Here is a 13494-nt window from a genome sequence, read left to right as displayed (position 1 = left end):
CAGATCCCTCCTTTCCTTATGATTGATAATAGTACAGGTCAAAATAATAGGCATCCTCTCCGCCTAATTTAAATACCTCATAAATATCCGCATTATTTCTCGCCTTCAGGTTGACGCTGCTGACAAGTTCGCTGTGCTCGAACTCACAAGCCTGCAGCCGACCATTCATCGTGATATTTTCAGCCTCAAAAATAATCTTGGGCGCAAAAACACTCACATTGACGTCACCCTGAATTCGAACCGGATGGGTAAAAACGAGGATAATATTTTCGCTGTTCAACAGATTCGTCGAGACCTGATCGCTGAGCACGGGATTTTCATCTTCAATAAAAAAGACCGGCCGATAAAATTTGTTTTCGCTTTCAACGATCAGCTGATGTGGCATTTTGGCTAAATTAACGAACGAAATATCCAGTGTTTTCCCGTTTTTAATCTGTAATTTTTCCAGATTTGGATTTGAAAATTCATAAAATATCGCTGAATCATCCGTGATTTTAATCTCTATCTCGGCATCCGATGAAGTAACTTTACGATAGCCTTCAATGCTTTCTATTTTTCTGGGGATTACTGAAAGATGAAACAGATACTTTTCAAAAAGAGCGTCTGTGGATTGAATTTGCCGAATTTCTCCAGTATAAGAAGCGTTCTCTGATTTAAAGCTGCCGGTATAATAGATCGCTCCCGTCACCGTGGCATTCTTCAACACAAGATCGCCTTTACAAATAACGTCGCCGTCAATGACGACTTCTCCCTGCGTATCGCTGCCAATCGTCGCTTTTGTGTATTCAGCCGGTTCTAAGACGACATTGCCGTCAATATGGCCGGTGACCACAGGATTCTTAATGTTCCGGTAAATTAAGACAACTTTCGGATCCAGATTTTTCTGTAATTCATCGGGTTTTTCATCTTCAGAACTGATGTTTCCGTTTACGTTCTGCTGCGTTAGCGTCAAATCAGAAATCGCATTGATCCAGAAGCTGGCCGAATGATCCGTTGGAATCCGGCATTCGTTAATCAGGACGGCGCGTTTCGACAGGCCATCCTTACCGGTAATCTCTCTTTCGATCCCGTTGGGATCAAAGAACTGATTCATGTATTTTGTTGCCTGCACGACGGCCGTCATCTGGGACGTCTTTCCTTCATATTTCGACTGCGCGCTGATGAGAAGATGCTGCTTTTCCCATAAAAAATACTCATGCGATTCATAGAACGGATCCAGTGTAATCACATATCGGTATTCGCCACGGTCGCCATAGCTGGCCCAATCACTCACAACCTGATCTTGAGTTCTTTGTACAACCTTGATCAGCGTCTGCCGCAGATTTTCTTCATCCAGCTGCGTGATCAGCGCCTCCACTGCGCTTTGGGCAATATAATCCGCCTGCTGCTGGGTCACGTCCGCGGCCGTCTGCTGAAAAGCCCGGCGGGAAAGAGGAATCAGAGCGGCGGCAAAAATCAGAAACACCATAAAAAGACAGATTGTCAGCAACAATGTGCTTCCCCGTTTCGACCGCATCGCGACGCCCCCTTTCTCTTTAGTTAATCGTTAAACGTGTAGAACTGGATATGGAATGAACCCTGCATCTGCTTTTCTTTCTCATTGACCGACAGGGACGTAATCGAAATGACCTGCGGCAGCTGTTGGATCTTATCCATCGCGCCGATCATCTGATCCATCGAACCGGTGACCGTGAAATCCGCTTCCACCATCAGCACGACACTTAACGCCTGTTCGCTGCCAGGCAGTGTCGCGTAAGTCAGATCCGAGATCGTCAGAGAATCCCATTGTTTGATAAAATCCGCCATCGTTTCATACAAGTATTCATCCTTCAATTCAGAATACTTCGGAGGCACGAAGCGGTCGGCCAGATTCTGCAGCTGAACCGCCAGATCCTCATGATCCTGATTCAGGGCGTCCAGCATGTCGATCATCAGCTGCTGCTGCGCCAGCTCGTCTTCAATCTGAGCGCGCTCACTGACTAAATCCTCATGTTTTTGCTGCATCGGGGTCAAAATAAACTGAATGCCAATCACGTTCAATAACATAAACGCCAGGACGACCAGTAAGATTTTCTCACGTTCAGAGAGTTTCATTCCGCGTCCACCCCTTTCAGCGTCAATGTGATCAGGAAATTGTAGTTCTTCTTGCTTTCGTTATAGGTGAAGCCGGTATAATTCACATCCGCAAACCAGTTTGTCGAACGCAGATCCTGCGCGTATTGGGATGGGGAAAGCCGGCTGCCTGCCGTACAGGTCAGCTGAACGGCCAGACCATCCTGAACCTGCAGTCCGCTGATCGCAACGTCCTTGGGACGCAGCGCCTGAATCTGCTCGAACAGCGTCTTGGAAAACTGTTCAGTCTGTTCGCTGTACTGCAGCACCTGAAGCGCGTCTTCAATCTGCTGACGGGTCAGCGTATTTTCACTCGACAGCATCAGCGCGTCGTCATACTGCTGCAGCCGCTCGGGCAGCTGCAGCTGCGCCTGTACCTGCCTGATCGCGTTGTCCTCAATCTGATTCAAAGCGAATTGCCGATAGCAAAGGATCGCAAGAAGGAAGGCGTTAACGACAAACAGCCCGAGAATCACGCGCAGGCTGCGGCGCCGTTGGTAAGCCTCGGTATAGCGCTGATGATCAATTCCCCTGAACAGGTCGTAAGGCCGCGCCAGCATCGCCAGACCATATACCGCGCAGACCTGCGAGGAAACCTCGGATGCGCTCAAGCCGCTGACTGCCGGGAAGATCTCGGTCGGCAGCCGCAGCAGCTGCGTCAGCTCGCCGGCGATTGACTCGGCGTTCTCCGGCACACCGACCCGCACCAGCTCCACGGGCGAATCGGGATTCTTAATCCGCTGGAACTGGACAAGCTGGGAAATCCGCTCGTTCATGACGGCCAGCGGCGTCTGATTGCGATCAAAGCGGAACACGTTGGAAAACATGAAGCGGCCGTTATTGAATAAAACCGACGTGCAGACTTCGTCCGAACACCACGAATAAATCGCGGTCTTTTCTTCATTTAACCGCATTCCCGCCTGGATTAAAGCCAGCGTCGAGGTGATCATCCGCTGCGGCTTGAGGCCCGCCGCTTTCAGCGCTTTGCTGTAAGTATCGCCATACGACTGCGGGACGACGACCGTCAGACTTTCGCTGCCGTTTTCCGCCTGCGGCAAAATCGCGTAATCAACGGTATTTTCTGTGATGTTGCCGATCTGGCGGGCTAAATTGAAATAGAGGTTCTTTTCCAATGCCTTCGCCTTGAGTTTCGGCGTTTCGATCTGACGGTAGATCACCGCCGTGCTGTCGGCAATCACCGTTACTTTTTTGCCTTTGAGTCCCAGCTCGGAAACCATCGTTTTCGCCCATTGGGCAAAGGCTTCTTCATTCTGGATAAAGCCGTTGATCAATAAACCTTCGGGAATCGCGCAGGAATGCGTGCGCTGAACCTCCAGCGCATGTTTTTTTGCTTTTCCCCAAACCACAACGGCATGCCGCTGCATAATATGCAATAGTATCATAATGCTTCCCCCTGCTATGCGATCATCCCGTAGGAATCATAAATTGGCATGATGATGGAAATAATAACGAAGAAGATGATGATCGCCAGAATCACGATCATGATCGGCTCCATCAGCGCGACCATCTTCTGCGTCGCGTTATCCGCTTCCGTATCGTAATAATCCGAGATTGAATTCAGCACTTCCTCCAGCGATCCGGATTCCTCGCCGACATACATCATCGAGTTCAGCAAGGGATCGAACGCTTCAGAAGCTTCAATCGAACGGGAGAGCATCTCACCCCGCCGCACCCGTTCACAGATCCAGTTCACCTTTTCGGTAAAATAGCTGTTATTTAAGACGTCGCCGGATACCTGCAGCGAATCAATGACGGAAATTCCGCTGGAATACAGCGAGGAAAACGTCCGCGCAAACCGCGAGGTCGCAACGATCCGGTTCAGCGTTCCAAACACCGGAAATTTTACTTTAATCTCATCGAAGCCCCGGCAGATTGCCGGCACTTTCAAGGCCATCCGGAAACCGAGGATCGCCACCAGCACGCCTAAGAGCAGAAACGGCCAGTAAGCGACGATGAAATTGCTCATGGAGATCAGCAGCAGCGTATTCCACGGCAGCTCCATATCCCCGACCATGCTCAAAAAGCTCGGCACAACGGAAGTCATCAGCGCAAGGATGACGGCAACGGTCACCACCAGCAGCATAATCGGATAGATTAAAGCAGAGGTGACCTTGTTGCGCAGCTTATATTCTTTGTCGTAATGCCCCGCCATGCGCTCCATGACCGAATCCAGCGTTCCGTTCATCTCTCCAGCCTGCACCAGATAGATCAACAGCGGCGGAAACGCCTGCTGACATTGCTTCATCGCCAGCGTCAGCGAAGAGCCTTTGCGCACTTCCTCGACCAGCTGAGCATACAGCTTCTTCATTTTCTTCTTATCACTTTTCTGCCGCAGCATTTCCAGGGCGTTGACTAACGGAATCCCCGAGCTTAACATCGCTGACAGCTGCTTGCACATCAGAGAAAGCTCCTGATTTTTCGGTTTTACCGTCTGGGTTTCCCATTGTGCCTTGCGGTGGGCGTTGAGACAATACAGCCCTTCGTTATTCAACAGCGAGTAGAGATGCACGACGTCTTCCGCCCGCTTCTCGCCCCGTACTTTTTTTCCTTCGTTGTTCACTGCCGTATAAAGATAGGACTCCATTCAACACACATCCTTCATTTCGGTTAGATCATTTTTATTATTATATCATCTTTAAGGATGTCTGCCCAGAATTCAGCCGTAAACTTCTAACATTTTTAAAGGAGAGAGACTATGCGTATTGACTTAAATCTGATTCAGGAGCTTCAACAGAAAAATATTGAACTGCAGCGGCGGGTGACGATGGCGCCGTACACGTCGTTTCATATCGGCGGGCCGGCGGAGTTAGTCGCACTGCCCGACACTGCTGCCAAGCTGCGGGACTGTGTGGTTTGTGCGGCGCGGGCAGAAATTCCCTACCGGATTTTAGGTCAGGCCAGCAACGTTCTGATCCCAACCGCCGGCTATCCGGGGATGATTATCCTGCTGCGGTCCAACTGGGCCGGACTGAGGCGGGAAGGCACGCTGCTGCGGGCGGACGCCGGACTCACGATCAAGCGGCTGTGCGACGGCGCGATGCAGGCGGAATTATCCGGGCTGGAACGTTTGTATGGAATTCCCGGCAGCGTCGGGGGCGCGCTGCACAACAACAGCGGCGCTTTCGGCACAGAGCTTTCGGAAATGTTGGAATCCGCGCAAGTTTTAGTTGAGGGCGAGGAAAAAACCTTTACCCGCGATCAGCTGCAATTTGCCTATCGCGCCAGTCTGCTCAACGATCAGAACCACGTGCTAATCAGCGCCGCCTTTCGCCTGACGCCGGGAAAACGGCAGGATATCCGCCGCCTCATGGAAGAAACCATGGCCCGCCGCACCGCCAGGCAGCCGCTGGACTATCCCAGCGCCGGCAGTGTGTTTAAGCGCCCCGCCGGTCATTACGCCTCGGCCCTGATCGACCAGTGCGGCCTCAAAGGTAAACAGATCGGTGGCGCGCAGGTTTCGGAAAAACACGCCGGCTTTATCATCAACCGCAATCAGGCTTCCAGCGGCGATGTCACGGCGTTGGTCGCTCACATACAAAAGGAGGTCTTCGATCAGACCTCCGTCGTTCTGGAATGTGAAATTGAAACGCTTTAACGCGCGAATTCTTCCTTGACCTGCCGCAGCAGCTGCGGATCCGAGGCCAGCTCAACCGCGCACATCGCCAGCGCGCTGGCGCCGTTTTCCAACCCTGCGCACCCCTGCGGACTGATCGTCGCGGCCGCCATCTCGCGGGAATGACCGGTCACTTCACATCCGCAGATCTGGATATATCCGTGCAGCGCCGGACAGCGGTAGCTGACCGCGCCGATATCGCTGGAACCGCCCGGCACCTCGTCGACCGGCTGGATGTCGCTTAAGCCCAGTTCGGCATATTGTTTTTCCAGCAATTTGCACAGAGTATAATTGATTTTATTGTCTTCGTACGGACATTCGTACATGCTTGTTTTCAGGGTCGTCCCGGCCATCTGGCAAGCCCCCTCGGCGCACTGCACCGCCCGCTGCGACATCGCCTTAGCGACGGCCATCGTCGGCGCGCGGAAATAGTATTCCAGCGACGCGTAAGCCGGAATGACGTTGGCCGCTTCCCCACCGTCCTTGACGATCCCATGAATAAAGCTGCCCGGTTCCATAAACTGCCGCAGCATGTTGATTGCGACAAACGTATTGACCGCCGCGTCCAGCGCGCTGCGGCCTTCCTGCGGGTGGCAGGCGTGTGCGTTTTTGCCAAAGAATTCAAATTTCAGCGGCATCAGCGCGTTGGTTCTGCCGCCCAGCCGGTTTTCCGTGCCCGGATGGATCATCATCGCCGCATCAAGATCGTCGAAGCAGCCCTTCTCGGCCATCCGCACCTTGCCGCCGAAGTTTTCCTCGGCCGGCGTCCCGATCACCCGAACTTCTCCGCCCAGCTGATCAATCACCGCTTTATAAGCGCCGCCCGCCAGCACGCCGATCGCCGCGATCAGGTTGTGGCCGCAGCCGTGGCCGACCTCCGGCAGCGCATCGTATTCGCATAAAAACGCGATTTTCGGTCCCGGCTTTCCAGAATCATAGCGGCCGATGAAGCCGGTCGGAAGCAGATAGCTGCGCTCCACCGCAAACCCCAGCTGTTCCAGTTTTTCGCATAGCAGCGCCATTGATTCAAATTCCTGATCGCCCAGTTCAGGATGCTCATACATCGCCTTGACCAGCTCCATCCCTTCGTCAAGATGCTGCTTAACCCATGTCTTGCATTGTTCTTTCATACCCATTCACCTCATGGTTAAAAATTTATCATGTTCCATCCTGTTTGTCACGTCTTTCCGCTTAAATCCGATCACGATTTCGGATTTCTTTTTCTTTCCGGCAGAGAAAAAGCAGAACGCCGTCTCAAAACGAACGCTCTGCTTCATTCTTATTCCACGATCTCGCCGGCCTGTGTCAGCGCCCACTTGGATACGCTCGGGCCGATCAGTTCATAAATCAGGGTCCCGCACAGGACAACTGCCCGCACAGTTTCCGCGTACTGCGGCACGACCGTCTGCGCGACGACGGTCAGACCAATCGCGACGCCGGCCTGCGGCAATAACGCCCAGCCCAGATACTTCTGCACCGGTTCGCTGGCATGCATGATCTTTGCCCCTGCCCAGGCGCCCAAGAACTTGCCGACCACACGCATGACGACATAAATGATGCCGACCAGGCCGATCGAAGGCAGGATGCTCAGTTTCAGATCCGCTCCGGAAAGGACGAAGAACGCCATGAAGATCGGCGGCGTCAGGCGGTCGGCAATCGCCATGACCTTGTCGCTTTCGTTAGAGATGTTCGCAAAGACCGCGCCCATCGCCATGCACGTCAGCAGATCCGAGAAGCCAAACATGCTGGAAACAAACAGCGCAATGAAGATAAATGCGTAGATCAGCGCCTGCCGGTTATCTTCATCATGGAAAAACTTCAGCGGAATCAACATCAGAAAACCCAGAACGGCGCCGCTGCCCAGCGAACCGAGAATCTCGATCACCGGATCCATCAGCTGCATCATCAGGTTGCCGCTGCCCGGGTTTTCGATCATCTGGGCGATCGCCACCGCGATACCGAAGCCGATTAACGCAACCGCATCGTCCAGCGCGACGACGCTCAGCAGCGTTTCCGTCACCGGCCCCTTCGCACGATACTGGCGGATGACCATGATCGTCGCCGCCGGCGCTGTCGCCGCCGCGATGGCTCCCAGCACAAACGAGAATGCCGGATCAAAACCGAAGGCGATCAGCGAGGCGATAACCAGCACGACCGCCACCATCGCTTCCAGAATCGCGATGACGATCGGCGTCATGCCGACGCGTTTGAAATAGCTGGCCTTGAATTCACTGCCGATTGAAAAGGCGATGAAGCCCAGCGCCACGCTGGAAATAAAGCCGAGCTGACTGAGCGCATCGGCGTGCACAAGATTTAAAATGGATGGACCGACGATCAGACCGCCGATCAGATAGCCGGTGACGTTCGGCATTTTAACCAGCTTCATCAGCCGGCCGAAAACCAATCCCGTCAGCAGCAGGATCGCTAAACTCATTAACTGCTGCATCGTGATTACCCCTTCTTCACAATGCCCTTAACATAGCTGACCGGCACCGTGAAGACGACGCCCGTGTTCGGCTCGTCCAGATTGCCGACGTTCTTCTCAATGATCTGCACCGCGTGTTCAACATCCTCGTGATTGAGCACCATGAAGATCGTCTTGCTGTTGACCTGCGAGTTGTTTAACAGCGCCCGCAGCGAGCCGAACAGATAATCATGATCCGCCAACAGCCGCGCCATCCCCGCGCTGTCGATGATCGTCGCGCTGAATTTCTTTTCGTTCGATAAGTCTTTCAGCAGCTGATCTAATTTATCAATCTGATTCATGACAAAAAATAATAATTCCATACAACGTCCCTCTTTTCTTAAAACCTGTTTTATTATAGCACCGGTTTTCTGTTTGACAAGGAATTTCCCCGCAAGAAAACCACAGATTTGGGAATACTGGAAACGAGGTGATTTTTTTGGAAAAATCAAGCGCTTTCACCGTCGAGTTCTCCGCCGAGCTGCACCGGCGGCTGCCGATTGAGGAGAGCTTTGACTGCGTCAGCACCGTCTTTGATCTCAAGCAAGGTCAGGGCGAGCTGATCTTTATCGACGGCTTCGCCAAGGATGAAGTGATGGAGAAAATCATGGAACACATGATGAAGCTGGATCCGCTGGCGGAGGCTTCTGTCAGCGGCTGGCTGGCCCGGCAGATCCCCTATCTGGAAGTGGAAGGCACGACCGATCTGGCCAAAGCAGTTGACGCCGTGTTGAGCGGAACGCTGTTGTTTCTGGCCGAGGGCGCGCAGGAAGCAGTGCTGATCGACGCCCGCAGCTATCCGGTGCGCTCGATGCAGGAACCGGAGGATGACCGCGTGCTGCGCGGCTCGCGTGATGCATTCGTTGAAACGCTCATCTTCAATACTGCTTTGATCCGCCGGCGGATCCGCGATCCGCAACTGATCTATGAATATGTTCAGGTTGGCAGCCGGTCCAAAACCGATGTCGTGCTGTGCTATCTGAGCGACAAGGTTGATCGAAAACTGCTGGAGAAGGTGCGGACGAAACTGAATGACACCGAGGTTGACGGTCTGAGTCTGTCTCAGGAAAGTCTGGCGGAATGTCTGCTGCCCAGGCAATGGCTCAACCCGCTGCCGCGGATCCGCTTTACCGAGCGTCCCGATACTGCCAGCGCCAGTATCCTTGAAGGCAATCTGATCGTGCTGACGGACAATACGCCCTCGGCGATGATTCTGCCGACGCATTTCTTCGATTTCTTTCAGGAAGCCAATGATTATTACTTTCCGCCTTTGATCGGAACGTATTTAAAACTGGTGCGGATCCTGATCTTTTTCCTGACGTTATTCTTTACGCCCTGCTGGTATCTGGCGCTGCGCTGTCCCTGGCTGCTGCCGGAAAATCTGCATTTCATCCTGATCGAACAAAGTGCCGCAATTCCGGTATTAGCGCAGCTGTTGATCATTGAGGTGATGATCGACGGTCTGCGGCTGGCGTCGTTAAACACCCCTTCGTCTTTATCCAGCGCCTTCAGCATCCTCGGCGCAGTGATCTTGGGCGAATATGCCGTCAGCACCGGCTGGTTTAACGGCGAGGTCATTTTATATATGGCCTTTGTGGCGCTGAGCAATTATGCCCAGCCCAGCTTTGAACTGGGGTACAGCTTCAAATTCTTCCGGATGAGCTTGTTGATTCTGATCGCGCTGTTCGGCCCGTGGGGGCTGGTTGTGGGAACTGCCGCAATCATCATGCTGATGCTGAAGACCGACACATTGTCAGGCAACTACTGCTATCCGCTTTATCCCTACGACGGCACAAAGCTGCGCTCGCTGCTTTTGCGCAAGCCGGCGGACCATCGCCATCCCGGACAAAAACAATAAATTATTTTCCTTCATTTTCTCTGGAATCAAACGGCTGCGGCATGGATCACTCTCCCATGCCGCAGTCTTATCTTATTCGTTCATTTCATTCTTCAAGACGGAACAAAGCGGCTCCAAGGCGTTCGGATCGCACCAGTCGCAAGCCCCCCGCACTTCGCTTTCCAGCATTGCCCGCGCCCAGGGCTTTAGAGTAGCCGGATCTTTTTTAAGCAGTGATTTTTTCAGCATCCGGCACAGCGTGCGGTCCATAATATTCATCTGCTGCTCATCATAACGCCCCCGGCCGTAAAATAACGTCGCATCCGGCAGCCTTTCGTTCAGCCAATGCTGCATCCGATTCAGTTCGTCCGCATCCGCCGGACTGGCGCCCACCGCGAACACGGCGATCATCTTCCCGTTTAAACGCGCCCGGTGTTTTTTCAGAAAATCTACGCCGGCCACCGTTCCAGCATACACGCCGCCCACCAGCACGATCTTTGCATAACGATCAAAATTCTGCGGATCAAAATTCTTTGTTTCCGCCAGATCGCTGGCTATCCGTTCCGCCAGCCACCTGGCATATTGCCGCGAAGCGCCGTACTTTGATTGAACCAGAACCAGAACTTTTTTCATGCCCGTTCTCCTTCCAACGCGTCGATCCCCGCCGCTAATTTAACCAAAAGCTGAAAAAGCTGTTCCGTTTCCGCTTCGCTGAAATCCGCGAACAACGTCGCCAGCCGCTGTTGGAACAAAGTGCTCAGCGAATTAAAATAAGCCTCCAGCGCCGGCGTGGGTTCAATCCGTGAGGCGCGGCTGTCTGCGGCGTCAGGATGCACGCAAACAAATCCTTTGCGCTGCAGCGCTTCCGCCAGCTTTTTCACATTCTGACGCGAACAGCCTGACAATTTGCCTGACTGCGTGAGGGTCAGCTGCTGATCAGACTGCCGGACCATTGTTAAAAGCATGAACTGTTTTAACGTAACCTGCGGTATTTCATGATCAAAAACTGTCTGAAGCCGGTTCGCGGCGATCATCAGCTGGCTGAAGATCGCTTTTCGCTGATGTTCGGGCGTATCGGAAAAGCGCCTCACCAAATCGGAAATTTCCATGTTATTCTCCTTTTACAGGTAACAAGTTACCTTTCTTATTTCATTGTAACAAGCCACGGCGCAGCTGTCAATCGCCGCCGGCACACTTCAAGACGGCAAGGAGAAAAAAACGCAGGCCCTCGTTCACGGTGCCTGCGTCAAAACTGATCTTTATTTTGAAACAAAAACTGACAAACATTTCAGTCAACCTGTCAGGAATGTTCCGAAGCACACTTTTCCTGCGGTGCAGACGCCGCAAGCGGAAGCGCAAACCAGAACACCGAGCCCTGACCGACCTGGGAGCGCACGCCGTATCGGGCCTGGTGCAGCTCCAGAATTTCCCGCACAATCGCCAGTCCGATTCCGCTGCCGGCGCTGGAACGCTTATGCGTCTTATCAATCTTGTAATACCGGTCCCAGATATAGTTCAGCTTGTCTTCACTGATCCCTTCGCCATGATCTTCCACTTCCACGCGCACCTGACCATCGACGATTGTCTGACGGATTACGATCCGTTTATCCTCCAGCGAATAGTTGATCGCGTTGTTAATGAAATTATACAAGACCTGACCTAAACGATCCGGGTCGGCGTTGACCACAACAGATTCGGTGTGTTGAAACTGAATATCAAAGCCGTCCTGTGTCGTAAACTTTTCATATCGGTGCAGCACCGTTTCGATCAACTGCGTCAGATCAAAATTCCGGGCATGCAGCTCTATCTTCTTTTCCTGCAGCTTCGACAGATCCAGCAGATCATTGACCAGATTGGAAAGCCGGTGCGCTTCGTCGATGATAACCTGAACATTTTCAGGCGTGTTTTCACCCGGCAGATCGCGCATCATTTCGCCATATCCGCTGATCATGGTCAGCGGCGTGCGCAGATCATGCGAGACGTTGGCAATCAGATCCCGGCGCATCTGATCTACTTCCTTCAGCTTGCGCGTCGTGTGATTCATCGTATCATTAAGCTGTGTGATTTCCTTATACCCCCGGCCGGTGAAGACAATATCATAATTTCCCTCCGCCATCTGCCGGGCGCTCTGATTGATGTTGACGATCGGTTTGACAATCTTGCGGGACATCAGATAGGCCAGTCCCAGCGAAGCGATGATGACAATCAGCGCGATATAGCTGAGCTGCGTGCGCAGCGTTTCCGTCGTCGCATTGACCGGGGAGATATGCGTATTGACCATAATGATCGTTTTCAGCGCGCTGTTGTCCTCAACAATTTTAAAGTAAATCAAATTCCGCGATCCTTGTTTATTCGAAAAAAGCAAACTCCCGTTGGGCAGTTCACTGACAACCTGCTCCGACTGAATATCCAGATAATCGCCGCCATTGGCCTCCGCTAACGCGATGTAATGAGCGATATCGCTGTTCTTGAGATTATAGATCTGGCAGCCCATCGTATTAGTCGTCTGAATCTGATAGATGCCGTGCAGCACACGGATGCACGCGTCGTTCTGGCGGGCCTGCTGGGCGACGATTTCCGTAAACTTCTCGCTCTGCAGATTCGCCGCCAGCGTATTGCCGATCTTTTCAATGCCCTCGATCTTAAACCGCTGATAGAAACTGTCCAGAAAAACGACCTGAAACAGCCATAACAGCGCTAACAGCGCGATCACAAACGCCAGAAGATATTTAACGAGCTTCCATTGCAGACTAGTTTCCGTTTTCAAAACGATAGCCTACCCCTCTGAGCGTCGTAATGTAGCGGCTGTATTCCCGCAGATTTTTACGCAGCAGCTTGATATGCGTGTCCAACGTCCGCTCATCGCCGAAAAAGTCATAGCCCCAGACATTCTGAAGCAGCTTCTCCCGCGTCAGCGCAATCCCGCGGTTTTTAACGAGATAGAATAACAGATCATATTCCTTCGGCGATAAATTCAATTTCTCATCCTTGATCTTCACAATCCGCCCGGTGAAGTCGATCGTCAGATCGTTGATCTTGATCAGCTCTTTTTTCTCGCTCTGGGAGGTCCGCTTTAAAATCGCGTGAATCCGCATCATCAGCTCCTTCGGCGAGAACGGTTTGACGACGTAATCGTCGACGCCCAAATCGAATCCATGAATTTTATCGTATTCCTCACCCAATGCCGACAACAGAATAACCGGTACGGTTTCATGCGTTTTGCGGATTTCCCGGCACGCTGAAAAACCGTCCAGATTCGGCATCATGATGTCCATGACGATCAGATCATAGTTTTCCTTCAGCGCCTTGTCGACCGCTTCCAGACCGTCGCAGGCTTCATCCACCGCAAAGCCCTCGTATTCCGCATATTTGCGGATCATCTCGCGAATCCGCTGCTCGTCGTCGACCACCAAGATTTTGACCATTGGGATGCACCTCCTGATTTCT

13 protein-coding genes are annotated in these 13494 nt (G+C 52.5%); 2 read left to right on the top strand and 11 right to left on the bottom strand.

Annotation, left to right across the window (positions count from 1 at the left end; all coding sequences use genetic code 11):
- Positions 1-16: 16 nt before the first annotated feature.
- The 4 genes from I2D94_RS09125 to I2D94_RS09110 are packed head-to-tail and all read right to left on the bottom strand — an operon-like array spanning position 17 to position 4717.
- Positions 17-1516, bottom strand: coding sequence for a hypothetical protein (locus I2D94_RS09125; protein WP_195396451.1), 1500 nt, complete (start codon positions 1514-1516; stop codon positions 17-19).
- Between the two features lie 23 nt (positions 1517-1539).
- Complete coding sequence (locus tag I2D94_RS09120) at positions 1540-2094, bottom strand: type II secretion system protein M (RefSeq protein WP_195396449.1); 555 nt, start codon at positions 2092-2094, stop codon at positions 1540-1542.
- On the bottom strand, positions 2091-3515 hold the full coding sequence (gene pilM, locus I2D94_RS09115) for a pilus assembly protein PilM (RefSeq protein WP_139248603.1): 1425 nt from the start codon (positions 3513-3515) through the stop codon (positions 2091-2093). The genes I2D94_RS09120 and pilM overlap by 4 nt, the downstream gene beginning before the upstream one ends.
- A 14-nt stretch (positions 3516-3529) precedes the next feature.
- Positions 3530-4717 (bottom strand): type II secretion system F family protein, encoded by a 1188-nt coding sequence (locus I2D94_RS09110; RefSeq protein ID WP_195396447.1) that lies wholly within the window; start codon positions 4715-4717, stop codon positions 3530-3532.
- 111 nt (positions 4718-4828) lie between these two features.
- Here I2D94_RS09110 and murB point away from each other — a divergent pair, with 111 nt between their 5' ends.
- Positions 4829-5728, top strand: a complete 900-nt coding sequence (gene murB, locus I2D94_RS09105; RefSeq protein WP_195396445.1) for a UDP-N-acetylmuramate dehydrogenase — start codon at positions 4829-4831, stop codon at positions 5726-5728.
- Here murB and I2D94_RS09100 read toward each other — a convergent pair.
- The 3 genes from I2D94_RS09100 to I2D94_RS09090 all read right to left on the bottom strand — a co-directional run bounded on the left by I2D94_RS09100 (position 5725) and on the right by I2D94_RS09090 (position 8533).
- A complete protein-coding gene (locus I2D94_RS09100) occupies positions 5725-6882 on the bottom strand; it encodes a M20 family metallopeptidase (RefSeq protein ID WP_195396443.1) in 1158 nt (385 codons plus the stop codon). The genes murB and I2D94_RS09100 overlap by 4 nt on opposite strands.
- 143 nt (positions 6883-7025) lie before the next feature.
- A complete protein-coding gene (locus I2D94_RS09095) occupies positions 7026-8192 on the bottom strand; it encodes a cation:proton antiporter (protein WP_195396441.1) in 1167 nt (388 codons plus the stop codon).
- Positions 8193-8197: 5 nt separating this feature from the next.
- On the bottom strand, positions 8198-8533 hold the full coding sequence (locus I2D94_RS09090) for a hypothetical protein (RefSeq protein WP_006059125.1): 336 nt from the start codon (positions 8531-8533) through the stop codon (positions 8198-8200).
- Positions 8534-8640: 107 nt separating this feature from the next.
- Between I2D94_RS09090 and I2D94_RS09085 the strand changes: the two genes are divergently transcribed.
- The gene (locus tag I2D94_RS09085; RefSeq protein WP_195396439.1) at positions 8641-10068 is read left to right on the top strand and encodes a spore germination protein; all 1428 of its coding nucleotides are present in this window, start codon (positions 8641-8643) and stop codon (positions 10066-10068) included.
- A gap of 72 nt (positions 10069-10140) precedes the next feature.
- On the opposite strand, the gene I2D94_RS09080 is transcribed toward I2D94_RS09085, so the two are convergent.
- The 4 genes from I2D94_RS09080 to I2D94_RS09065 all read right to left on the bottom strand — a co-directional run bounded on the left by I2D94_RS09080 (position 10141) and on the right by I2D94_RS09065 (position 13472).
- Entirely contained in the window at positions 10141-10680 is a 540-nt protein-coding gene (locus I2D94_RS09080; protein WP_195396437.1) for a flavodoxin domain-containing protein, read from the bottom strand.
- Positions 10677-11156, bottom strand: a complete 480-nt coding sequence (locus tag I2D94_RS09075) for a MarR family winged helix-turn-helix transcriptional regulator (RefSeq protein ID WP_195396436.1) — start codon at positions 11154-11156, stop codon at positions 10677-10679. Before I2D94_RS09075 ends, I2D94_RS09080 begins: the two co-directional genes overlap by 4 nt.
- Positions 11157-11347: 191 nt before the next feature.
- Positions 11348-12814 (bottom strand): HAMP domain-containing sensor histidine kinase, encoded by a 1467-nt coding sequence (locus I2D94_RS09070; protein WP_195396435.1) that lies wholly within the window; start codon positions 12812-12814, stop codon positions 11348-11350.
- Positions 12798-13472 (bottom strand): response regulator transcription factor, encoded by a 675-nt coding sequence (locus I2D94_RS09065; RefSeq protein ID WP_072684300.1) that lies wholly within the window; start codon positions 13470-13472, stop codon positions 12798-12800. Before I2D94_RS09065 ends, I2D94_RS09070 begins: the two co-directional genes overlap by 17 nt.
- Positions 13473-13494: the final 22 nt, after the last annotated feature.

Source organism: Holdemania sp. 1001302B_160321_E10 (genome assembly GCF_015552275.1).
GTDB lineage: Bacteria > Bacillota_I > Bacilli_A > Erysipelotrichales > Erysipelotrichaceae > Holdemania.
Note: the sequence above shows the minus strand (reverse complement) of the source record. Positions and strands in the feature narration are given on the sequence as shown.

Bases quoted from the DNA above. Each gene is read 5' to 3' on its own strand.
- I2D94_RS09090 (WP_006059125.1), bottom strand. From the start codon at position 8,533: ATGGAATTATTATTTTTTGTCATGAATCAGATTGATAAATTAGATCAG.
- I2D94_RS09100 (WP_195396443.1), bottom strand. From the start codon at position 6,882: ATGGGTATGAAAGAACAATGCAAGACATGGGTTAAGCAGCATCTTGAC.
- I2D94_RS09120 (WP_195396449.1), bottom strand. From the start codon at position 2,094: ATGAAACTCTCTGAACGTGAGAAAATCTTACTGGTCGTCCTGGCGTTT.
- I2D94_RS09110 (WP_195396447.1), bottom strand. From the start codon at position 4,717: ATGGAGTCCTATCTTTATACGGCAGTGAACAACGAAGGAAAAAAAGTA.
- I2D94_RS09065 (WP_072684300.1), bottom strand. From the start codon at position 13,472: ATGGTCAAAATCTTGGTGGTCGACGACGAGCAGCGGATTCGCGAGATG.
- pilM (WP_139248603.1), bottom strand. From the start codon at position 3,515: ATGATACTATTGCATATTATGCAGCGGCATGCCGTTGTGGTTTGGGGA.
- murB (WP_195396445.1), top strand. From the start codon at position 4,829: ATGCGTATTGACTTAAATCTGATTCAGGAGCTTCAACAGAAAAATATT.
- I2D94_RS09095 (WP_195396441.1), bottom strand. From the start codon at position 8,192: ATGCAGCAGTTAATGAGTTTAGCGATCCTGCTGCTGACGGGATTGGTT.
- I2D94_RS09080 (WP_195396437.1), bottom strand. From the start codon at position 10,680: ATGAAAAAAGTTCTGGTTCTGGTTCAATCAAAGTACGGCGCTTCGCGG.
- I2D94_RS09125 (WP_195396451.1), bottom strand. From the start codon at position 1,516: ATGCGGTCGAAACGGGGAAGCACATTGTTGCTGACAATCTGTCTTTTT.
- I2D94_RS09075 (WP_195396436.1), bottom strand. From the start codon at position 11,156: ATGGAAATTTCCGATTTGGTGAGGCGCTTTTCCGATACGCCCGAACAT.